Consider the following 20,843-nt stretch of genomic DNA (forward strand, 5'->3'; position numbering starts at 1 on the left):
TCTCGCGACCGACGCCGCAAGGAACCCGACCTTCGGGGGCGCAACTGCAGCAGCCGGAACCGGTGCAATGGAAGCGCCGGGACTGGCCACCAGCAGGCGATCGGACGGCGGCGTGTTGGATAGCGCCCTGCCGATCGGACGGGCAGGGCTATGCAGGCTTATTTCGCGGAGGAATTCGCATCCGAACTGGTCAATGTCCAGTCAGACGGGGAACTCGACCAGGCGCTGAAGCAAGTCTCTCGGCGGCTTGGCTTCGATCACTTCGCCTTGAGCCTCGAGCTTCGTTCAGGATCGCGCGACGCTCCCGGTTTGCTCCTGCATGATTATCCCGACGAATGGGCCAAGGTGTATGTCGGGTTCGATCTGGCCGGACAGGATCCGGTCCGGCGAGCCTGCGACAAGTCGTTTGTCGGCTTTGCGTGGGGCTCACTGGGCGAACTGATCCCGCTAACTCGCGGTGATCGCCAGATGCTGGCGGTGGGGCGCGAATGCGGAATCGGTGATGGCTACACTGTCCCGCGACATTTGCCCGGTCTTGCGCGCGGAACGTGTACATTTGCGGTCTGCCCCGACCGAGACCTGCCACATAGTCGCTTCTCGGTCGCAGAAATGGTCGGTACGCTCGCACTGAGCTGTGCACTGGGACTGGGCTCAGCTCAATCCGACGAATCCGTGCCTGTCCTGAGCGACCGGCAGCGCGAATGTCTTCTGTGGATCGCACGAGGCAAGACCTCAGCCGAGACGGCCATGATCCTTGGGATTGCGACCGAAACAGTAATCCAGCATCTCAAAATGGCGCGAGAACGCTATCAGGTTCACTGTAAGCAATCTTTGATCGTTTCGGCGCTGTTCGATGGTCTGATCGGGTTTTCCGATATCATCCGATGGCGCGATGCGGGATGATTGGCGAAACAGAAGCTCTAAGGCCGGAACCTCTCGGAGGCCGTCAATTGCTGACCATCAAGCTCGATGGAAAGTGAATATTCTACGCCCCAAACCATGCAAGCAGCTAACGTCTTCACCAGAAGCCGACGATCAACAGCTGGTATCGAGCAGATTACAGCATGGACCCTAAATCCGAGCCAACCGAGGGGTAGGCCGCGACCAATTTCTTCAGATCTCGAGTTGTCAGTGACAGCCTCATTGCAAGGCCGAAGAAATTGATAATCTCCCCGTATTCGGGTCCAAACAGATGCGCGCCGAGGATAGTGTCGGTGTCTTTATCGATGATAATTCTGGTGGCAGCACAGGTCTCGCCAACGCGAAGATTGGAATACCAATTGCCTGTGTCGTTTTCCGCGACGCGGATATTGTGACCGGCTTCCTCTGCTTCTTCTTCGAGCATTCCGACGCGGGTTAATTCCGGAATTGTAAACACAGCGCTGGGCACGCCGCGATAGTCTGGCTTGGTCTGATTGCCCTTGAGCATGTTGGAGGCAGCGACCTTGCCTTCGAATACTGCGACAGGTGTCAACGGAGGCCCGTGCGTGTTGGCCGCATCGCCTGCGGCGTAGATTTTCGGGTTGGACAGGCTCTGCAAATATTCATTGACTGCTATTCCCTTGTCTCCCGCCTCGATATTGGCAGCGCTCAGGTTCAGGCGATCGATTTCAGGCACGCGTCCCGCACCGTGCACGACCAGATCGGCGTGCAAGTCTTCGGTTTCACCATTCTTTTCGACAGTGACGATGAATTCGACGCCGTCAGTGGCGATCGATTTCAGCGATGTACGCCGACGCAATCCCACCCCAATTTCCTCGCCTCGTGCTACAAGCTTTTCAGCGAGGTTTGTGTCAAAGGCCTTCAATGGCCTGTCACCGCGATCAATGATCTGCACCTCGCTGCCAGCTCGTGCAGCGATATGACCGAACTCGAACGAGACGAACCCGCCGCCGATAAACAATATACGCTTCGGGAGGGCGTCCATCCGCATGAATTCGGTGCTGTTGGTGAGGTGTTCGGCACCTGGAACATCCACCGGGCGGGGCTTGGCGCCAGTAGCGATCAGGATATGGTTGGCTTGAAACCGCCCTTGGCCCTCGATTTCGATCGTGTCTTCGCCAGCAAATTGCGCCGTCCCGTGAAGCGTGGTGACGCCGTTACTGTCGAGACCGCCCTCGATCTTCTCGGGCATTCTGTCGGTAAAGCTCTGAGCGAAGGCGATGAGATCAGGCCAGTTGATCGCGATATCATTCGGTTCAATACCCTTGCCCTGCATCAGCCGAGCTCCATCGATGATTTCGGCGCCTCGCCGCAGCATCTTTTTGGGGTCGCAGCCGCGCAGCGCGCAGGTGCCGCCATAGGGAAGTTCGTCAACCACTGCGACCGACCAACCCGCAGCGGCGCATTTGTTCGCGGCATTCACCGCCGCCATTCCGACGCCGAGTACGATAAGATCGAAGCTGCGTTCGTTCATGTCATTGACCTCAGCAGCATTCAACGCTTGTGCCGTTGGCACGCGCTTCTTGAATTGGCGGGCAAGGCACTGTGCCGAACGAACAGAAGACACAGCAGTCGCCGGCATTGGGTTTCAGCTTCATTCCGCAGCCCTTGCAGTCGTAGAAAAACCAGCATGCGTCGGTCGGCATGGTTTCGATTTCCTGGTGGCCGCACTGAGGGCACGTGATCGTGGATTGTAATTCCATCAGAGGCCGGTCCCGCTAAATTGTGTTTGGGCGGGATAGCCTACCTCGGTCGAAGCAGTAGCGATGTCGCGCATGGTGGTTTTGGCAGGATCGAAATGCGCTGTAGCAGTCTTGGCTTCGTAATCGATTGTCACATCATGCACACCTGCAACGCCTTCCATTGCGCGCCGCACCGTGATCGGACAGGTCGCGCAGGTCATATTTTCAACCGCGAAGCTTGCCGTTTGCAGCGTTTCAGCACTTTGAGCGGTTTTCTCGTTCGAGGACTGCGGCATGAGCGTCGCTGCCCCAATGCCTGCTCCGGCGATGGCCAATCCGGCAGCAACGGCAATCATTGTTTTTTTCATCCGTCTAACTCCTAATAAAAATGCGGCGCCCACCAATCGACCGTGGCCGAGGCAGCAACCAAGGCGGTTGCCAGCCACAGGGCGCTTTTTAGGATCGGGCTCGCTTCAGGACGCGCGCAATATGTACTGTCCTCACAAGTCTCGACTTTTCGGGAATGGACATGCCAAAATCCAAGGCCCAGACAAGCGACCGCTACGGCAATAAAAATCCACTTATAGGGTTCGAGCGCGGTCAGATTGCCGATCCACGCGCCACTGACGCCGAGGCTCAACAGGAGCAGCGGAGCAATGCAGCAGGAGGCTGCAAAAACCGCACTTAATGCGCCACCGCTCGCCAACAATCTCTGGGAGGTCTTTTGCGTTTGATCGGCCATGGAGTTCAATATAATCTCTGTAGTCACTACAGGTTCAAGCACAAATTGGCACGCGGCATATGACGACATCAAAAATGATCAAGCGAGGCGAACTGGCCAATCGGTCAGGCTGCAACCTTGAGACCATTCGCTATTATGAAAAGATCGGTCTGCTGAAGCCGCCCGAGCGCACGGCCAGCGGGCACAGGCTCTATTCGCGCGATGACCAAGCGCGGCTTGGTTTCATCCTGCGTGGCCGTGATCTCGGCTTCTCGATCGGAGAGCTCAAGAGTCTGCTCACTCTCGTCGATTCTCACGACTACAGCTGTGGTGAGGTTTTAGAGTTGACTGACGGCCATCTAGCGAGCGTTCGGCAGAAAATTATTGACCTGAAGAAGCTCGAGCGAACGCTTGCCGATGTCTCGGCTCAGTGCGACGGCGGCGACGTTCCCGAGTGCCCCATCATCGACGCGCTTTACGGGCATAAGGTCGTTGTGCCCAATTGAGGTTTCACGTCGCCAAGGCCCGTAAATTGGCTGATTTAAGATTTGAAGAGAGGAACAGAACAGAGCGAGCTCGCCGGTGCGACTGCGTCCGATGACACGATTATGAGCACCCCAAAGTCGCAGCATCCCCAGTTCTTGGTATGTCTGCGATCGCCCCGATCTGGTGAAAGGCGACCTGTCTTCAAATCGCCAGGTAGCCGCCATGCAACACTCCCCAGTTTCTCTCCAAGCTTGCCCTTCGGATCCAGCACTTCGCGCAATGTTCGAGGCGCGCAAGCGGGTATTCGTCGATCTCCTTAAATGGAATGTTCCCGTTTTGGATGATGCATACGAGATCGACCAGTTCGATACGCCCGATGCGAGCTATTTGGTGCTGACCGACGGAGAAGGCCGCCATCGCGCTTCAGCGCGCCTTTTGCGGACTGACGGCGCTCACATTCTGGGAGAGCTTTTCCCCTGTCTGTGTGATGGTCCGATACCCTCTCGGTACGATTTTCGCGAGATCACGCGTTTCTGCATCGAACCCACGCTCTCGCGGTTTGAGCGCCGTACGGCACGCGATCAACTGGTGACCGCGCTTGCCGACCATGCCCTAAAGACCGGCCTGTCGGGCTACACCGCTGTGGCCAATAGAGTTTGGTTCCGCCAAATCGAAAGCTTCGGCTGGCAATGTCGCACACTTGGCGGCGGCTGCAGGATTGACGGTGAGGACCTTGTCGCACTGCAGATCGATATAGATTGCGACACGCCGGACGATCTCGCTCGCGGCGGTATCTATCGAAAAGGTGCCTATCGGGTCGCCGAGGCGGCATCGGAGGTGGTGTCATGAGCGATATCAAATCAATCGATTGGCTCGAACGGCTGCAGAAGGATGGCTATTGCATCATTCCGGACCTCCTTCCTCAGAGCAGCATCGCGGCGCTCGATGCAGATCTTGAACGGGATTTTACCGAAACCCCTATGGGTCACGGCGATTTCTACGGGTTTCGCACGAAGCGTTTCGGTAGTTTGTTGCGCCGCTCACGCTGGGCCTGTGACCTTGTTCTGCAGCCTCTCATCCTTTCGCTGGCCCGCGAAGTCCTCGGTAAGGCTTGCGACCGAATTCAGCTCAATGTGGCCCAGGCAATAGCCATTCATCCCGGCGAGATCGAACAGTTCCCGCATTGCGATCACGACATGTGGGCCGGTGCCAAGGGTGAACACGAATATCTGCTCAATGTCATTTGGCCGCTCACCGACTTCAACTCATCCAACGGCGCGACCCGCATCTATCCCGGGACACATAAACGTCCTGTCGAGAGCCTCGATCAACTCGGTGATCCGATTGTTGCGGCAAGCAAGCCAGGTGATGCGATCTGCTTTCTTGGTTCGACCGTGCACGGTGCTGGACCAAACTCGACCGAAGACGTCCGACGCGGCGTTGTGATCGGCTACAGCCTCGGCTGGCTCAAGCCGTACGAGAACCTTTGGCTGGCATATCCGCCAGAGGTCGCGCGAAATTTTCCGCCCGAACTTGCTGAATTGGCAGGTTATGCGCAGCACCGGCCGAATCTTGGGAACTACGAAGGTCAGTGTCCATCCATTCTGCTCGGTGAAGAGGTAGCCAATTATCCGCAGGCTACCGATGCGCTTCGGCCCGAGCAGCTTGCAGCTGTCCATGAATTTGCGGAAGCTCGTCGCTCCAAGAGATGAGCCCCGCACACGTCCTGGAACCGACCTATCGCCGCCTGAAAAGGGCATTGATGGAGGGTACTTGGCCGATCGGCCAGAAACTCGAAGCGATGCGATTGGCAGACGAGTTCGGTGTCAGCATGACACCTGTGCGAGACAGCCTCAATCAACTTGTCGGCGAAGGTCTTGTCGATCTGACCCCTGGCGAGGGGTACCGGGTCACGCTCCTGACCGAACATTCGTTGCGCGACATGCTCGCAGTAAATGTTCTTCTCTTGGAAAGCGTGGCCGATCCAGCACCACGGAAAATCGACACGGCTGATCTAGCCGCACCGATCGACACCTACGCTGACCGCGTTGGCGATGTTTTTTCGATTTTTGCCTTGGGTTCGGAAAACAGATTTCTAAGACAGACGGTCGATCTGATTAGCGACCGATTGCACATCGTAAGAAGGCTGGAGCCTGACGTCCTGCCAAACGCTCTGGAGGCGCTTGCGGAGCTGGAGGGCAATGCTTTGGCGTCTCCGTCGAAGCGCGTCCAAGCTCTAAGGCGATATCATGACCAATGCCTCGCGAACGTCTCCCGGCTGATTGCGGTGCTCGCGGAACAGGGATCGACCTGAGAGTTGCAAGGCATAGCTCCTCAAGCATATGCTTCAAGCCTGTTCGGACCCGTTCAGTATCTGGACCAGATGCTCATTCCAATCATCGAGCGCTTCTCTCTTCTCCTTTTTCCAGTCGTGGCGTTGGTAGATCCCTGCAACGCCTGCTCTTGAGCCGCTGACATGGTTCAAGACTGCCTCTGTAACCTCGAAGCGAACGCCGAGGCGCTGGAAGTTGGTCGCTAACGTGCGCCGAAGATCGTGCAGCCGCCAGGATTGCAATGGCTCGCCAAGTTTTTGCTCTATGAGACCGTCCAGTTTCTTCTTGCCCTTGGCGTAGCCGGTAAAGCCTGCCCCGCTTGACGTGGCAAAAACGCGTCCTTTCTTCGGCCAGTTTGCGCCACCTGCCTGCCGATCGAGTTCGGCAACGGCAAGGTCGTTCAGCGGGATCGCGTTTGGTTCATTATTCTTTGTTCGTGAACCTGGTAGCGTCCAGAACCGGTCTTTCCGATCAACCTCTTGCCAATGTATTCCTGAAACCTCTTCGCGGCGTTGCCCTGTTGCAATGAGCAAGCGGACAATTGGACCGAAGCAAAGATAGCATTCGGGAGCTGCCTCCCAAATGTGTCGAAGCTCGTCGTCCTGTAGCCAGCGATCCCGCGGTCTTACCGGCGGTGGTGCTTCCATTCCCTCCATAGGACTGCGCTCGATATCGCCACGACTGACAGCCCATCGGAATAGGCGCCGCATCACCGCAAAGACATTCCGGCGATTGGCAACCTGATGCTCGGGCATATTGTCCAGGACAGCTACGATATCCGGCCTCGAAACTCGGGGAAGCGGCTTTTTTCCGATAACCGGTTCAAGGTAAAGCCGGATGACGCGTTCAACGAGCCTCGCCCAGCCAACACCCTTGCAGGATCGAGCGAAATGCGACGCATAGTTGTCGAATGCGAGATCGACGGCTTCGCGGCGCCTCTGCTTATCATCGTCTACAGGGTCGATACCTTGCGCAATTAGTAACTGAAGGCGTTCCGCCTCCACTCTCGCTGTCGTCGGTGTCCACGGCGACCCGTGCGCCCCGATAGTATAGCGTCTTGTTCGAGCTTCACGGCCGCCCATTCGGAACTGCAGCACATAGGATATCGAGCCGGCTGGAGTGATTTTCGCACCGAATCCTTTGAGGTCCGTATCCCAAAGGAGCTGGCTCGAGCTGCTCGGCTCCAGCGCATCTATCGATTTTTTCGTGATTTTTCCTGTTGCCATCCGAAACCTCGTGTCCCTTTTCTGGCAATCACCGGGCAATCACGCAAGCGGAAAAAGGGGCGAAATGGAGGCAATTCTAGCGTAAGGTGAACCTGCTAAGTACATTGTTTTACAATGATTTCGTACTTTAGCGTCGTCTGAATCGAAAGTACCAGACTTCGTGGTTATAGATCGTGCGCGCCTTGTGCTCGTAGCGCGTTTCGGGCCAGCCCGAGGGACGGTTCTGCCAGCTCGCCGGGCCATCGACGACCCATTCGAACTCGTCGGTAAAGCGGCGCATCACCATCAGCGCATGGCGCAGATAGACCGCGTGATCGGTGCCGAAGCGAAACTCGCCGCCGGGCTTCAGCTTGTCGGCAATCATCCGCACCGGCCCGTCGTTCATCATCCGCCGCTTGGCATGCTTGTTCTTGGGCCAGGGATCGGGGTGGAGCAGATAGACCATCGTCAGCGCACCATCGGGTACGCGGCGCAGCACCTCCAGCGCGTCGCCATGCTGGATGCGGACATTGGCCAGCGTCCGGTCGCGCACATGCGTCAGCGCCTGCGCCACGCCGTTGACGAAGGGCTCGGCGCCGATGAAGCCGTGGTCGGGCAGCATGTCGGCGCGCTCGGCCATGTGCTCGCCGCCGCCGAAGCCGATCTCGAAATGCAGCGGGCGATCGAAGCCGAACAGGCGTTCCGCCGTCACCGGGCCTTCCGCGGGTACCGCGATCTGCGGCAGCAATTTGTCGACCAGTTCCTGCTGCGACGCGCGCAGCGGCTTGCCCTGGCTGCGGCCGTAAAGCCGGTTGAGGGTGGTGGGGTCGCCTTCTTTAAACGCGCTCATGGCGCGGGCGCCTACAAGCCTACCCCCACGCCGTCCAGATGCCGTAGGCGCTGGTCACGCTCAGTGCGATGCCGACAAGGACCAGCATCAGCTTGGGGCTGAAATGCTTGGCCGCCATAGCGCCGAAGGGCGCGGCAGTGATCCCGCCGATGATCAGGCCCAGCGTCGCCCCGGCGATATGCGAGATGCCCAGATGATAGATGAAGCTGGCCGAAATGGTCAGCGTGAGGAAAAACTCGACCGAATTGACCGTGCCCACGACCTTGCGCGGTTCGGCCCCCTGGACCAGCAAATTGGAGGTCACCACCGGCCCCCAGCCGCCCCCGCCTGCCGCATCGAGGAAGCCGCCGACCAGCCCCAGCGGCGCGACATGCTTCGCCTGGCGCAGCTTGGGCGGGTAGAGCAGGCCGCGGATCAGGAGCCACACGCCGATCCCGGCGAGATAGATCAACACGAAGGGCTTGATCGTATCGCCGTCGATCGAAGTGATCAGATAGGTGCCCAGCAGGCCCCCGATCACGCCGGGGACCAGCAGGCGGAAGAACAGTCCTTTGTCGATATTGCCGTGCAGCAGATGGCTGATGCCCGACGTCGCGGTGGTGAAACATTCGACCAGATGCACGCGCTGCGAGGCGAGCGCGGGAGGCACGCCAAGCAGACCGACCATCAGCGTATTGGTGATGACCCCAAAGGCCATCCCCAATGCGCCGTCGACCATTTGTGCTGCAAAACCGATCAGGATGAATGGGACGATGGGCCCCAGATCGAAACCGAACACCTCCATTGCGGGGGCGGGCCTTTCGCTGTTGATACCAGCGGCATCTACAGCGATTCGCGAAACCGCGCGAGATAGAAAATCTCTGCCGGTCTCGGGGGTTGAAGCGGGCTCCCGCCTGCGGCTAGGCAGCGCGCCATGGACGGACTTCTCGACCGCTACGCCGGCCTCGCACTGTGGCTCCAGTCGCTGATCGCCCTCGCCGGCCTGGTGGTAGTGGCGCTGGCAGTGAACTGGCTGATCAAGCGCGTGCTGCTGCGCGCCGCGGCGCCCTATCTCGACCGGCGCAGCGATACTGCCGATCGCGCGGTGGCATGGCTGGCGACGGTTATCCCGCTGCTGGTGGTGTCGCGCGGGATCGATTGGGTACCCAACCTGCCGCCCGAACTGGTCACGGTCACGGTCAATGTCGTGCGCGCGCTGATCGTGCTGTCGGTGGCCATGGCGATCAGCGGGGCGCTCGATTACGCCAACGAACTTTATGCGCGCCGCCCCGAAGCACGCAGCCGCCCGATCAAGGGCTATGTCCAGGTGGTCAAGATCGCGATGTTCTGCGGCGCGGCGATCCTGATGATCGCGGTGCTGATCGAACAGTCGCCGCTGCTGCTGCTGTCGGGGCTGGGCGCGATGGCGGCGGTCCTGCTGCTGGTGTTCAAGGACACCATCCTCAGCCTCGTCGCCAGCGTCCAGCTGGCCAGCAACGACATGCTGCGCGTGGGCGACTGGATCGAAATGCCGAGCATGGATGCCGATGGCGATGTCATCGATATCGCGCTGCACACGGTGAAGGTGCAGAATTTCGACAAGACCATCACCACCATCCCGACGCACAAGCTGATCGCCGACAGCTTCCGCAACTGGCGCGGGATGAGCGACAGCGGCGGCCGGCGGATCAAGCGCGCGCTGGTGCTCGACCAGAACTCGGTGCGGTTCCTGGACGAAGACGAGGTCGCGGGGCTCAAGCGGTTCCGCCTGCTCGAGAAGTATCTGGCGCGCAAGCAGGACGAGATCGCCGAATGGAACCGCCATGAACTGGCGAGCGATTCGGATGCCATCAACGCCCGCCGGATCACCAATATCGGCACGCTGCGCGCCTATGTGATCGCTTATCTGCAAAGCCATCCGCGGATTGCGGACGAGGGCTTCACGCTGATGGTGCGCCAGCTACCGCCCAGTCCGCAGGGCCTGCCGCTCGAAATCTATTGCTTTGCGAACACGATCGACTGGGCCGAATACGAGGCGATCCAGGCCGATATCTTCGATCACATGCTGGCGATCCTGCCCGAGTTCGGGCTGCGCGTGTTCCAGCAGCCGAGCGGGCTGGATTTGCAGGGCCTGGCCACGCCAGGGTGACACGCAGCGACCCGGTCGTCACCGTCGGCTTATCAGTCTGATCTACCCCGCATAAGCGAAACGCCCGGTAGCCGAAGCTCCGGGCGTCGCTTGCTATCCCGTCCAGGGCAGCTGGATCAGGCCGCTTCGGCCTCTTCGTTCGGGTCGCGCAGCACATAGCCGCGGCCCCAGACGGTTTCGATGTAGTTCTCGCCGCCGCAGGCATGGCTGAGCTTCTTGCGCAGCTTGCAGATGAAGACGTCGATGATCTTGAGTTCGGGTTCGTCCATCCCGCCATAGAGGTGGTTGAGGAACATTTCCTTGGTCAGCGTGGTGCCCTTGCGCAAGCTGAGCAGCTCGAGCATCGCATATTCCTTGCCGGTCAGGTGGACGCGGGCACCGTCGACTTCGACGGTCTTGGCATCGAGGTTCACCGCCAACTTGCCGGTGCGGATGATCGACTGGCTGTGGCCCTTCGAACGGCGCACCACGGCGTGGATACGGGCGACCAGTTCTTCGCGGTGGAAGGGCTTGGTCACGTAATCGTCGGCACCGAAACCGAAACTGCGGATCTTGCTGTCCATTTCGGCAATGCCCGAGAGGATCAGAACCGGGGTCTGCACCTTGGCGACGCGCAGCTTCTTGAGCACGTCGTAGCCATGCATATCGGGCAGGTTCAGGTCGAGCAGGATGATATCGTAATCATACAGCTTGCCCAGATCCAGGCCTTCCTCGCCGAGGTCGGTCGAGTAGACATTGAACCCTTCGGTCGTGAGCATGAGCTCGATCGCCTTGGCGGTTGTCGGCTCGTCTTCGATCAGCAGTACACGCATGGGAACTCCCCTGTCTGGCCCCTAGTGTCTCGCGGTAACTCCCGGGTAAGAGGAGTTGCCATGTATTAACCACACAACATCTGAATGGAAAAGGTTAACGCGAGGTAAAAGCCGTTAACTTTTTCTGCAGGGATCGTGGAAAATCAAATCGCTGCGAGTTTTTTCTGGCGCCGTCGCTGCGCGCTCGACCCAATGCCGATGGCCTCGCGATACTTGGCCACGGTGCGCCGCGCGAGGTCGAAGCCCTCTTCCTTCAGCAGATCGGCGAGCTTCTGGTCGGACAGCACCTTCTTGGGATCCTCGGCGTCGCACAGCGTCTTGATATGCGCCTTGATCGCTTCGGAGGATGCGCCTTCGCCATCGGCCGCCGAAACCCCGCTGGAGAAGAAATACTTTAGCTCGAAGGTGCCGCGCGGGCAGGCGAGATATTTGTTGCTCGTGACGCGGCTGACGGTGCTTTCGTGCATCTCGATCTGTTCGGCGACCTCGCGCAGCGTGAGCGGACGCATGGCGGTCACGCCTTCGCGGAAGAAGCCTTCCTGCTTCTTGACGATTTCGGCAGCGGTCTTGAGGATCGTCTTCTGGCGCTGGTCGAGCGCGCGGATCAGCCAGTCGGCCTCGCCCAATTGTTCGTTGAGCCAGCTGTGCGAGGCCTTGTCGCGCGCGCCGGTCTTGAGCTCGAGATAATAGTCGCGGTTGACCACCAGCCGCGGCAGGCTCGCTTCATTGAGGCGGATATCCCAGCCATCCGCGCTCGGCGTGATCAGCACATCGGGCACGATCGCGGATTCGGCGCTGCCGCCGAAAGCCAGCCCCGGCTTGGGGTCGTAGCCGCGCAATTCGCCGAGCATGTCGGCGAAATCCTCGTCGTCGACTTCGCACATGCGTTTGAGCCGCGCGATATCGCCGGTCACGACCAGGTCGAGATTGTCGATTAGCCGCGCCATGCACGGATCGTAGCGGTCCGCTTCCTGCGCCTGCAGCGCGAGGCACTCGGCCAGCGAGCGCGCGCCCACGCCGGTCGGGTCGAGCGACTGCACCGTGGCCAGTGCCCGCTCGGCTTCGGCCAGCGGGACGCCCATTTCCTCGGCAATCAGCCGCAGCTCGCCGAGCAGATATCCGGCTTCGTCGAGATCGCCGATGATGCGCTGCGCGACCAGCGCCTCGCGATTGTCATGCGCCACCGCGCCAACCTGGTTGGACAGGTGTTCGGCCAGCGTCGGCCCGTTGGCGGAGCGGTTTTCGAGATCGGGCAGTTCGGCGCTGCTGCTACCAATATCGCCGCGGCTCCAGTCGCCCATGTCGCCGGGCGCGGCTTCGGGGTCGATCGCGTGGTCGGCGATATCGAGCGCGTTATCGCCATCGAAATCGGGCGCGCTGTCGTGTTCCTGCGGTTCGGGGGCGCTATCCTCGCCCGCTTCGCGCTGGACTTCGCCCATTTCCAGCAGAGGGTTCGACTCCAGCGCGTCGCCGACGAAGGTCTCGATTTCCAGATTGGACAGCGCCAGCAGCTTGATCGCCTGCTGCAGCTGCGGCGTCATCACCAGCGACTGGGTTTGCCGCAGATCGAGGCGCGGACCCAGCGCCATTGATCAGTTCCCCGTGACTATCGGCATCACAGTGTGAAACTCTCGCCGAGATAGAGGCGGCGCACGTTCTCGTCGGCGACCAGCGCTTCGGGCGTCCCGGCGAACAGCACCTGCCCGCCATAGATGATGCAGGCGCGGTCGACGATCTCGAGCGTTTCGCGGACATTGTGATCGGTGATCAGCACGCCGATCCCGCGCGTGCGCAGATCCTTGACGAGATCGCGGATGTCGCTGATCGACAGCGGATCGATCCCCGCAAAGGGTTCGTCGAGCAGCATGATCGAAGGCTTGGCGGCAAGCGCGCGGGCAATCTCGCAGCGGCGGCGTTCGCCCCCCGACAGTGCCATCGCCGGGCTCGCGCGCAGGCGGGTAAGGCCGAATTCGCCGAGCAGGCGCTCCAGCTCCGCGGCGCGCGTGTCCTTGTCGGGCTCGACCATTTCGAGCACGCAATTGATGTTCTGCTCGACCGTCATGCCGCGAAAGATGCTGGTTTCCTGCGGCAGATAGCCCAGCCCCAGAATCGCGCGGCGGTACATCGGCAGATTGGTGACATCCTCGCCATCCATCAGGATGCGTCCGGCGTCAGGGCGCACCAGCCCCATGATCGAATAGAAGCAGGTGGTCTTGCCCGCGCCATTGGGGCCGAGCAAGCCGAGTACTTCGCCCTTGCCCACCGATAGCGAGATATCGGTCAGGACTGCACGCTTGTCATAGCTCTTGGCGATCGAAATCACCTCGAGTCCGCCCTGCGGGATCGGCGGGGCGGCATCGTGCAGCGCAGCGTGGTCCGGGTCGGTTGCGATATCGGCCATGCGCGGCGACATAGCATGCCAACTGCGCGTGAAAACCCCGCAGGCACGCCTTTTCGTTAATCTGGCAGGATTTGTGCATGGGCGGCAGTCGGGGAGGGTATGTGCCGCAAATGGACGCCGCGCATCGCAATTACGCAGGATTGCTTGCCACACGGAAGCAATTTTGAAACAATACGATTCGGGTTGGAGAGAGCAAGGAGAGACGCGTTGAACAAGGCGCTCCGGGAAAACGATATCGTCAGCGGTCCGATGACCGAACGCAGGCGCGACTGGCGCAAGGCCATGAGCGACAATGTCGCGCTCGCGCTGCTGGTCTATACCGGCCTCCAGATCTTCATGACCGTGGGGGCGATGAAACAGGGCGTTTCCTCCATCGTGCCCTATCTTGCGCTGGTCATCCTGGTCGCCGGGATTATCCCCGCCTGTCGCTGGTTCGAACGCCGCTGGTCCGATCTGTCGGACGACGAAGCCGCCGACCTCGCGCTCAAGCCCGCCTTCCGCCGCGACCAGATCATGCTGTGGGTGCTGGCGATCGGGCTTCCGGTCGTTCTTACGCTCATCTTCAAGCTGATCTTTTCCTGACCGGCCGGGCGGTTGCCAGCCGGCGGCGCGGGGCCTACCTCGCGCGCATGACTGCCCACTCTCGGACCCTGCCATGATCACTTCCGACGCGGCGCTTGCCCGCTGCCAGGACCTCGTCGATCTCGCGCGCCAGATGGGCGCGGATGAAGCCGATGCGGTTGCCCGTGCCTCCTCTTCCGAAAGCGTCAGCGTCAGGCTTGGTGCGCTGGAAGAGGTCGAACGCTCCGAGAGCGAGGAGATCGGTCTGCGCGTCTTCGTCGGCCGCCGCTCCGCTTCGATCAACACCAGCGATTTCGCGCCCGAGGGACTGCGGACGCTGGCGCAGCGTGCAGTCGAAATGGCGCGGCTCGCCCCCGAGGACCCCTATGGCGGGCTGGTACCGCGCGAGGCGCTGTTCAGCGGTGACGGTCCCGATCTCGATCTGTCCGATGGCGGTGAGCCGTCACCCGGCGAATTGCGCGAGGCCGCGCTGGCGACCGAGGATGCCGCGCGGGCGGTGGCCGGCGTGACCAACTCCAACGGCGGCAGTGCGTCCAGTTCGCGCTCGGTCTTCGCATTGGTCACCAGCAATGGCTTTGCGCGCGGCCATGCGGGCGGGGCGCACACGCTTTCTGCCAGCGTCGTCGCGGGCGAGGGCGGGGACAAGCAGACCGATTACGCCTATCGCACCCAGCGCCATCGCAGCGATCTGCCCGATCCTGCGGAGATCGGCCGCGAGGCGGGCGAGCGCGCGGTGCGTAAGGTCGGACCCGGCTCGATTCCCTCCGCCCAGATGCCCGTGGTGTTCGATCCGCGCGTGGGCGGCGGGATCCTGGGTCATCTGCTCGGCGCAATGGCTGCCCCCTCGATTGCGCGCAAGGCCAGCTTCCTGATTGGCCGCGAGCAGGACCAGCTGTTCGACAGCGCGCTGCGGATCGTCGAGGACCCGCACCGCTTGCGCGGCCTGCGCTCGCGCCATTACGATGGCGAAGGCACGGCGAGCGTGCCGCGCGCGCTGGTCGAGGAAGGCCGGATCACCGGCTGGCTGACCAATGTGGCCAGCGCGGCGCAGCTCGATCTCGCCCTGACCGGCCATGCCAGCCGCGGCGGCGGCGGCGCGCCGGGGATTGCGCCGGGCAATGTCTATATGGAAGCGGGCGGCCCCAGCGTCGCCGAGCTGATCGCCGATATCGAGGACGGCGTCTTCGTCACCGACCTGTTCGGCCAGGGCGTCAACCTCGTCACGGGCGATTACAGCCGCGGCGCCAGCGGGCTGCACATCCGCAACGGTGAGCTGGCGGGGCCGGTGGCCGAGATCACCATTGCGGGCACGCTGCCCGAGATGTTCCGTGCGCTGGTGCCTGCCGGCGACCTCGAACTGCAGCGCGGGATCGACGTGCCGACCTTGCGCATCGACGGCATGTCGGTGGCGGGCCAGTGAGGGCTCTGCTCGCCGCGCTTGCCCTGCTGTGGGCGATGCCGCTGGCGGCGCAGCTTGAAACCACCGCCGAACCTGCCGCGACCCCAACCCCGGTCCAGACCATCGCCGCGACGCAGGATGCGGGCGACGACGAGCGCATTGCCGAGCGGATCTCGGGCATATTCGCCGAACTGCCCGCCTTCGCCGCGGTCGAGGTGGCGGTCAGCGAAGGCGTGGTCTCGCTTACGGGCACCGTGCCCAAACCCGGGGATATCGCCCGCGCCGAGGCCATCGTGAACCGCGTCACGGGCGTGGTGACGGTCGAGAACGGGCTCGAGCGCGACTTGTCGCTCTCCGCCGACAGCGCGGGCATTTCGAGCCTCGCCGAACGCTGGAACTCCTTCGTTCGCATGCTGCCGCTGATCGCCGCGGCGCTGGGCGTGTGGCTGGTTATCGCCGCGATCGGCTATCTCATCGCGGGGCTCGGCCGGTTGTGGAAGCGCGTCGCGCCGAACAATTTCCTCGCCGAACTGATCGCCAGCGCGATCCGCTTCGTGTTCGTGGTCGGCGGGCTGGTGGTGGCGCTCGACATGATCGGCGCGACCGCGCTGCTGGGCGCGGTGCTCGGCGGCGCGGGGGTGGTCGGCATCGCGCTCGGTTTTGCCATGCGCGACACGATCGAGAACTACGTCGCCTCGCTCATGCTCAGCCTGCGCCAGCCCTTTCGCGCCAATGACTGGGTGCGGATCGACACTTTCGACGGCCGCGTGATCCGGCTGACCAGCCGCGCTACCGTGCTGATGACGCTCGACGGCAATCATTTGCGCATCCCCAACGGTCAGGTGTTTCGCGCGGTAATCCTCAATTACACGCGCAACCCGCAGCGCCGCTTCGAATTCGACCTTGGCGTCGATGCCGATGACGATGCCCGTGCGGCGCGCCAGCTGGGCCGCGATACGCTGGCGAGCCTTGAATTCGTGCTCGCCGATCCGCCGCCTGAGGCGCGGATCATGGAAGTGGGCGATTCCAATGTGGTGATCCGGTTCCTCGGCTGGATCGACCAGCGCGAGACCGATTGGTGGAAGGCGCAAAGCCAGGCGATCCCGGCGGTCAAGCAAGCGCTGGAAGATGCCGGGTTCGGCCTGCCCGAGCCGATCTACCGGCTGCGCTTCGACCCGCGCTCGGCCAGCGTTCCCTTCGCCACCGAGGCCAGCGCCGTGGCCGATACGGCTGCGCCGGAAAAGCCGCGCCCCGTCCAGACCATCGCCGCCGCGCAAGCCGACGAGGACGTGCGCCCCTCCGACGAAATCGCCGCTATGGTCGAGGAAGAACGCCGGACCGGAGGGGAGCAGGAAACCGACCTGCTCGACCCCTCCCGCCCGGTCGAATAACCGCTACTTCGCGGCGTTGTACCGCTCGATGCTTTCGAGCACGATGTCGCGCGCTTCGGCGGCATCGCCCCAATTGCCGATCCGCACCCATTTCTCGCTTTCAAGATCCTTGTAGTGGGTGAAGAAGTGCTCGATCTGCTGGAAGATGATGCTCGGCAGATCCTTCGTTTCGGCGATGTCCGAATAATAGGGGAAGGTCGTGTCGACGGGCACGCAGATCAGCTTCTCATCGCCGCCATGCTCGTCCTCGAGGTTGAGCACGCCGATCGGGCGGGTGCGCACGACGCAGCCGGGGACGAAGGACGAACGCGCAATGACCAGCGCGTCGAGCGGATCGCCGTCGGGGCTGAGCGTGTGCGGGACAAAGCCGTAATTGGCCGGATAGCGCATCGGCGTGTGCAGGATACGGTCGACGAACAGCGCGCCCGAATCCTTGTCGAATTCGTATTTCACCGGTTCGCCGCCGGTCGGGACTTCGATGATGACGTTGAGGCTTTCGGGCGGATTGTCGCCCGTGGGGATCATGTCGATGCGCATTGTGTGTCTTCTCTCTTTGCGGTCAGCCCCTCTCCCGGAAAGACTTCGCGGCGCCGATAGCGGCTTGTGAAGCATTGCGGAAGGGGGACGATGGCCCTAATCGCGCGCACCATGGCAAAGACACCCCAGGCAATCCGCGGCACGCAGGACATTTTCGGCGCCGACGCCGAGGCATTCGCATTCGTGGTCGAAACTTTCGAGCGCGTGCGCAAGCTCTATCGCTTCCGCCGCGTCGAAATGCCCGTGTTCGAAAAGACCGAAGTGTTCAGCCGCGCAATCGGCGAGACGACCGACGTGGTCAGCAAGGAAATGTACTCCTTCGACGATCGCGGCGGCGAAAGCCTGACGCTGCGCCCCGAATTCACCGCCGGGATCGCGCGCGCCTTCCTGTCGAACGGGTGGCAGCAGCACGCGCCGGTCAAGCTGGCGACGCATGGCCCGCTGTTCCGCTACGAACGCCCGCAGAAAGGGCGCTATCGCCAGTTCCACCAGATCGACGCGGAAATCATCGGCGCGGGTGAACCGCAGGCCGATGTCGAACTGCTCGCCATGGCCGACCAGCTGCTCAAGGAACTCGGCATCACCGGCATGACCCTGCATCTCAACACGCTGGGCGATGGCGACAGCCGCGAGGCCTGGCGCGCTGCACTGGTCGAGTACTTCCGCGCGGTGAAGGATGAATTGTCGGAGGATTCGCAGGAGCGGCTGGAGAAGAACCCGCTGCGCATTCTCGACAGCAAGGATCGCCGCGACCGGGCCTTCGTCGCCGATGCGCCCAAGATCGACCAGTTCCTGTCCGACGATGCGCGCGCCTTCTTCGACGCGGTCACCAGCGGGCTGGATGCGGCAGGGGTCAAGTGGCAGCGCGCCGAAAGCCTCGTCCGCGGGCTCGACTATTATCGCCACACCGCGTTCGAATTCATCCCCGACGAGGGCAGCGAGGCCGCGGGCAAGCTCGGCAGCCAGAGCACGATCCTGGGCGGCGGGCGCTACGACGGGCTGATGGAAAGCCTCGGCGGCGCGCCCACCCCGGCGGTCGGCTGGGCCGCGGGGATCGAACGGCTGGCGATGCTGGTGGGGGACAGGGCCGAACCCAATGCGGACGCCATAGTCGTGGTCGAAAACGACGGCGCGATGGACGCCGCGATCGCTGCGCTCGGCACGCTCCGCCGCGGCGGCCTCACCGTCGAACTGTTCGCATCCGGCAGCCCGCGCAAGCGGTTCGACAAGGCGGTCAAGGCGGGGGCCGAGGCGATCGTCGCCTTCGACCTGCGCGACGGTGCGCCCGCACGGCGGATCAAGGCCGACGAGGCCGCCACTGCGCGCCTCGAGGCGCTGCTCGGCCGCTCATGAGCATCCCCGCCGAACGCCTCGACCAGATCGCCCACCGCTTCGCCGAGCTCGAGGCGCGGATGGCGTCGGGCCAGCTGGAAGGGGACGCCTTCGTCCAGGCCAGCCGCGACTATGCCGAGCTCGAGCCCGTGGCCAGGGTCGCCGCCGAAGTGCGGGCGGCGCGCGAGGAGATTGCCAGCCTCGAGGAGATGCTTGCCGATCCCGAGATGAAAGCGATGGCCGAGGAGGAGCTGGCCGAGCTGCGCCAGCGCCTGCCCGAGGCCGAGCGCGAACTGGCCATAGCCATGCTTCCCCGCGACAGCGCCGATGCCAAGCCTGCCATGCTCGAAATCCGCGCGGGCACCGGCGGCGACGAGGCGGCGCTGTTCGCAGGCGATCTCTATCGCATGTACGAACGCTTCGCCGCCGAGCAGGGCTGGACGGTCGAGCCGGTCAGCATGAGCGCGTCCGAGGTCGGCGGGTTCAAGGAAGTCGTCGCCAATATTGCCGGCACGGGAGTGTTTGCGCGGCTCAAGTTCGAAAGCGGGGTCCACCGCGTCCAGCGTGTGCCTGAAACCGAAAGCGGCGGGCGTATCCATACCTCGGCCGCGACCGTGGCAGTGCTGCCCGAACCCGACGAGGTCGATGTCCAGATCGACGCGGGCGATCTCAAGATCGATACCTACCGCGCCAGCGGCGCGGGCGGACAGCACGTCAACACGACCGACAGCGCGATCCGCATCACCCATCTGCCGACCAATACGGTGGTCACCTGCCAGGACGGCCGCAGCCAGCACAAGAACCGCGAGAAAGCGATGCAGGTGCTGCGCGCACGGTTGTTCGAACAGCAGCGCGAGGCGACCGAGGGCGCCGAGGCCGAAGCGCGCAAGGCGATGGTCGGCTCGGGCGACCGGTCCGAACGCATCCGTACCTACAATTTCCCGCAGGGCCGCGTGACCGATCACCGCATCGGGCTGACGCTGCACAAGCTGCCCGAGATCCTCGCCGGGACCGGGCTGGGCGAACTGGTCGATGCGCTGATCGCCGAGGACGAAGCCAAGCGTCTTGCGGCGATGACCGAGTGAGCGACACGGACACGGTCGCCGCAGCGCTGCGCGCGGCCGCGAACCGGCTCGGCTCGACCAGCCCGACCCCGCGGCTCGATGCCGAATTGCTCATGGCGCAGGCGCTTGGCGTATCGCGCTCGCATATGCTGCTGCAGCGCATGGGCGAAAGCGTCCCCGCCGGTTTCGGCGATCTGCTGGCCCGCCGTGCCGCGCATGAACCCGTCGCCTATATCCTCGGGCACCAGGAATTCTATGGCCGCGAATTCCGCGTCACCCGCGACACGCTGATCCCGCGCGCCGATAGCGAGGCGGTAGTCGAGGCTGCGCTTGAAGCAGGCGCCGGGCCGAGCCGTGTGCTCGATATGGGCACCGGCACCGGCGCGCTGCTCCTGACCGTGCTGGCGGAACGGGGCGGCGAAGGGGTGGGCATCGACCGCAGCGCGGCTGCCATCGCGGTAGCGGCGGAAAACGCGGCTGCGATCGGCGTGTCGCAGCAGGTGCGCCTGCTGACCGCGGACTGGACCATGCCCGGCTGGAACGACGGGCTGGGCCAGTTCGACCTGATCCTGTGCAACCCCCCCTACGTCGAGGCGGATGCGGAGCTCGATCCCGATGTGCGCGACTTCGAGCCGGCCTCCGCACTTTTCGCCGGGCATGCCGGGCTGGACGATTATCGCGTGATCATTCCGCAACTTGGCACGTTGCTGCTGCCTGGCGGGGTCGCAGTACTCGAGATCGGGGCCACGCAGGACGCGGCAGTAAGCGCGCTTGCGCGCGAATCGGGCTTTGCCGTAACCCTGCGGCGCGATCTGGCGGGACGCCCGCGCGCGCTGGTCCTGCGATAAAAGACTTGGCAAAGTCGATTGGAACCCTTAATCGTGGCCACAGGCCTGCGGTGTACGGCTAACGCCACCCCGCCGGTTCCAGCTCCGACATTGCAGTTACGGTGCGCAGCCTACCGCTACGCATACCATG

General features: G+C 62.6%; 23 protein-coding genes. 12 read left to right on the forward strand and 11 right to left on the reverse strand.

The genetic code is table 11. The features are described 5' to 3' along the window. Window positions 1-150 precede the first annotated feature (150 nt). A complete protein-coding gene (locus J2S32_RS11940) occupies window positions 151-903 on the forward strand; it encodes a LuxR family transcriptional regulator (RefSeq protein WP_253521677.1) in 753 nt (250 codons plus the stop codon). 154 nt (window positions 904-1,057) lie between these two features. Here the strand turns inward: J2S32_RS11940 and J2S32_RS11945 are convergent, their stop codons facing one another. The 4 genes from J2S32_RS11945 to J2S32_RS11955 are packed head-to-tail and all read right to left on the reverse strand — an operon-like array spanning window position 1,058 to window position 3,366. After that, entirely contained in the window at window positions 1,058-2,524 is a 1,467-nt protein-coding gene (locus J2S32_RS11945; protein WP_253521681.1) for a dihydrolipoyl dehydrogenase family protein, read from the reverse strand. After that, window positions 2,427-2,645: a GDCCVxC domain-containing (seleno)protein gene (locus J2S32_RS15760; RefSeq protein ID WP_367398980.1), complete on the reverse strand. Its 219-nt coding sequence runs from the start codon at window positions 2,643-2,645 to the stop codon at window positions 2,427-2,429. Before J2S32_RS15760 ends, J2S32_RS11945 begins: the two co-directional genes overlap by 98 nt. After that, the gene (locus J2S32_RS11950; RefSeq protein ID WP_253521684.1) at window positions 2,645-2,992 is read right to left on the reverse strand and encodes a heavy-metal-associated domain-containing protein; all 348 of its coding nucleotides are present in this window, start codon (window positions 2,990-2,992) and stop codon (window positions 2,645-2,647) included. The genes J2S32_RS15760 and J2S32_RS11950 overlap by 1 nt, the downstream gene beginning before the upstream one ends. 11 nt (window positions 2,993-3,003) lie before the next feature. Continuing rightward, window positions 3,004-3,366, reverse strand: a complete 363-nt coding sequence (locus J2S32_RS11955) for a mercuric transporter MerT family protein (RefSeq protein WP_253521687.1) — start codon at window positions 3,364-3,366, stop codon at window positions 3,004-3,006. 59 nt (window positions 3,367-3,425) lie between these two features. Here J2S32_RS11955 and J2S32_RS11960 point away from each other — a divergent pair, with 59 nt between their 5' ends. The 4 genes from J2S32_RS11960 (at window position 3,426) to J2S32_RS11975 (ending at window position 6,145) form a co-directional block, all read left to right on the forward strand. Further along, window positions 3,426-3,851 (forward strand): MerR family transcriptional regulator, encoded by a 426-nt coding sequence (locus J2S32_RS11960; protein ID WP_050601710.1) that lies wholly within the window; start codon window positions 3,426-3,428, stop codon window positions 3,849-3,851. Between the two features lie 259 nt (window positions 3,852-4,110). Then, entirely contained in the window at window positions 4,111-4,680 is a 570-nt protein-coding gene (locus tag J2S32_RS11965; RefSeq protein WP_253521690.1) for an acyl-homoserine-lactone synthase, read from the forward strand. Further along, window positions 4,677-5,543 (forward strand): phytanoyl-CoA dioxygenase family protein, encoded by an 867-nt coding sequence (locus tag J2S32_RS11970; RefSeq protein WP_253521693.1) that lies wholly within the window; start codon window positions 4,677-4,679, stop codon window positions 5,541-5,543. The genes J2S32_RS11965 and J2S32_RS11970 overlap by 4 nt, the downstream gene beginning before the upstream one ends. Beyond that, window positions 5,540-6,145 (forward strand): GntR family transcriptional regulator, encoded by a 606-nt coding sequence (locus tag J2S32_RS11975; RefSeq protein WP_050601713.1) that lies wholly within the window; start codon window positions 5,540-5,542, stop codon window positions 6,143-6,145. Before J2S32_RS11970 ends, J2S32_RS11975 begins: the two co-directional genes overlap by 4 nt. Window positions 6,146-6,178: 33 nt before the next feature. Here the strand turns inward: J2S32_RS11975 and J2S32_RS11980 are convergent, their stop codons facing one another. The 3 genes from J2S32_RS11980 to J2S32_RS11990 all read right to left on the reverse strand — a co-directional run bounded on the left by J2S32_RS11980 (window position 6,179) and on the right by J2S32_RS11990 (window position 9,003). Continuing rightward, complete coding sequence (locus tag J2S32_RS11980) at window positions 6,179-7,390, reverse strand: tyrosine-type recombinase/integrase (protein ID WP_230834131.1); 1,212 nt, start codon at window positions 7,388-7,390, stop codon at window positions 6,179-6,181. A 127-nt stretch (window positions 7,391-7,517) separates the two neighbouring features. After that, window positions 7,518-8,219 (reverse strand): tRNA (guanine(46)-N(7))-methyltransferase TrmB, encoded by a 702-nt coding sequence (gene trmB / locus J2S32_RS11985; protein WP_253521696.1) that lies wholly within the window; start codon window positions 8,217-8,219, stop codon window positions 7,518-7,520. Window positions 8,220-8,238: 19 nt separating this feature from the next. After that, the gene (locus J2S32_RS11990) at window positions 8,239-9,003 is read right to left on the reverse strand and encodes a sulfite exporter TauE/SafE family protein (RefSeq protein WP_253521699.1); all 765 of its coding nucleotides are present in this window, start codon (window positions 9,001-9,003) and stop codon (window positions 8,239-8,241) included. A 129-nt stretch (window positions 9,004-9,132) separates the two neighbouring features. Between J2S32_RS11990 and J2S32_RS11995 the strand changes: the two genes are divergently transcribed. Beyond that, a complete protein-coding gene (locus J2S32_RS11995) occupies window positions 9,133-10,347 on the forward strand; it encodes a mechanosensitive ion channel family protein (RefSeq protein ID WP_253521701.1) in 1,215 nt (404 codons plus the stop codon). Window positions 10,348-10,463: 116 nt separating this feature from the next. Here the strand turns inward: J2S32_RS11995 and ctrA are convergent, their stop codons facing one another. The 3 genes from ctrA to lptB all read right to left on the reverse strand — a co-directional run bounded on the left by ctrA (window position 10,464) and on the right by lptB (window position 13,560). Continuing rightward, the gene (gene ctrA, locus J2S32_RS12000) at window positions 10,464-11,159 is read right to left on the reverse strand and encodes a response regulator transcription factor CtrA (RefSeq protein ID WP_142787809.1); all 696 of its coding nucleotides are present in this window, start codon (window positions 11,157-11,159) and stop codon (window positions 10,464-10,466) included. A 143-nt stretch (window positions 11,160-11,302) separates the two neighbouring features. Next, window positions 11,303-12,748: an RNA polymerase factor sigma-54 gene (gene rpoN, locus J2S32_RS12005; protein ID WP_253521703.1), complete on the reverse strand. Its 1,446-nt coding sequence runs from the start codon at window positions 12,746-12,748 to the stop codon at window positions 11,303-11,305. Between the two features lie 26 nt (window positions 12,749-12,774). Beyond that, a complete protein-coding gene (lptB, locus tag J2S32_RS12010; protein WP_253521705.1) occupies window positions 12,775-13,560 on the reverse strand; it encodes an LPS export ABC transporter ATP-binding protein in 786 nt (261 codons plus the stop codon). 207 nt (window positions 13,561-13,767) lie between these two features. On the opposite strand from lptB, the gene J2S32_RS12015 reads away from it, so the two are divergent. The 3 genes from J2S32_RS12015 to J2S32_RS12025 all read left to right on the forward strand — a co-directional run bounded on the left by J2S32_RS12015 (window position 13,768) and on the right by J2S32_RS12025 (window position 16,932). Next, a complete protein-coding gene (locus J2S32_RS12015; RefSeq protein WP_320181487.1) occupies window positions 13,768-14,142 on the forward strand; it encodes a hypothetical protein in 375 nt (124 codons plus the stop codon). Between the two features lie 73 nt (window positions 14,143-14,215). Further along, window positions 14,216-15,562 (forward strand): TldD/PmbA family protein, encoded by a 1,347-nt coding sequence (locus J2S32_RS12020; protein ID WP_253521707.1) that lies wholly within the window; start codon window positions 14,216-14,218, stop codon window positions 15,560-15,562. Beyond that, complete coding sequence (locus tag J2S32_RS12025) at window positions 15,559-16,932, forward strand: mechanosensitive ion channel domain-containing protein (protein WP_253521710.1); 1,374 nt, start codon at window positions 15,559-15,561, stop codon at window positions 16,930-16,932. The genes J2S32_RS12020 and J2S32_RS12025 overlap by 4 nt, the downstream gene beginning before the upstream one ends. A 3-nt stretch (window positions 16,933-16,935) precedes the next feature. On the opposite strand, the gene ppa is transcribed toward J2S32_RS12025, so the two are convergent. Further along, window positions 16,936-17,469 (reverse strand): inorganic diphosphatase, encoded by a 534-nt coding sequence (gene ppa / locus J2S32_RS12030; RefSeq protein ID WP_253521712.1) that lies wholly within the window; start codon window positions 17,467-17,469, stop codon window positions 16,936-16,938. Between the two features lie 111 nt (window positions 17,470-17,580). Here ppa and hisS point away from each other — a divergent pair, with 111 nt between their 5' ends. From hisS to prmC, 3 genes are read left to right on the forward strand one after another with little or no spacing between them, the layout of a single operon-like run. Next, window positions 17,581-18,822: a histidine--tRNA ligase gene (hisS, locus tag J2S32_RS12035; RefSeq protein ID WP_253521715.1), complete on the forward strand. Its 1,242-nt coding sequence runs from the start codon at window positions 17,581-17,583 to the stop codon at window positions 18,820-18,822. Continuing rightward, window positions 18,819-19,886, forward strand: a complete 1,068-nt coding sequence (prfA, locus tag J2S32_RS12040; RefSeq protein WP_253521718.1) for a peptide chain release factor 1 — start codon at window positions 18,819-18,821, stop codon at window positions 19,884-19,886. The genes hisS and prfA overlap by 4 nt, the downstream gene beginning before the upstream one ends. Next, window positions 19,883-20,713 carry a peptide chain release factor N(5)-glutamine methyltransferase gene (prmC, locus tag J2S32_RS12045; RefSeq protein WP_253521720.1) on the forward strand — a complete coding sequence of 277 codons (831 nt, stop codon included), beginning with the start codon at window positions 19,883-19,885 and terminating at the stop codon, window positions 20,711-20,713. The genes prfA and prmC overlap by 4 nt, the downstream gene beginning before the upstream one ends. The last annotated feature ends 130 nt before the right edge of the window (window positions 20,714-20,843 follow it).

This window comes from Qipengyuania citrea, from assembly GCF_024171405.1.
Classification (GTDB): Bacteria; Pseudomonadota; Alphaproteobacteria; order Sphingomonadales; family Sphingomonadaceae; genus Qipengyuania; species Qipengyuania profunda.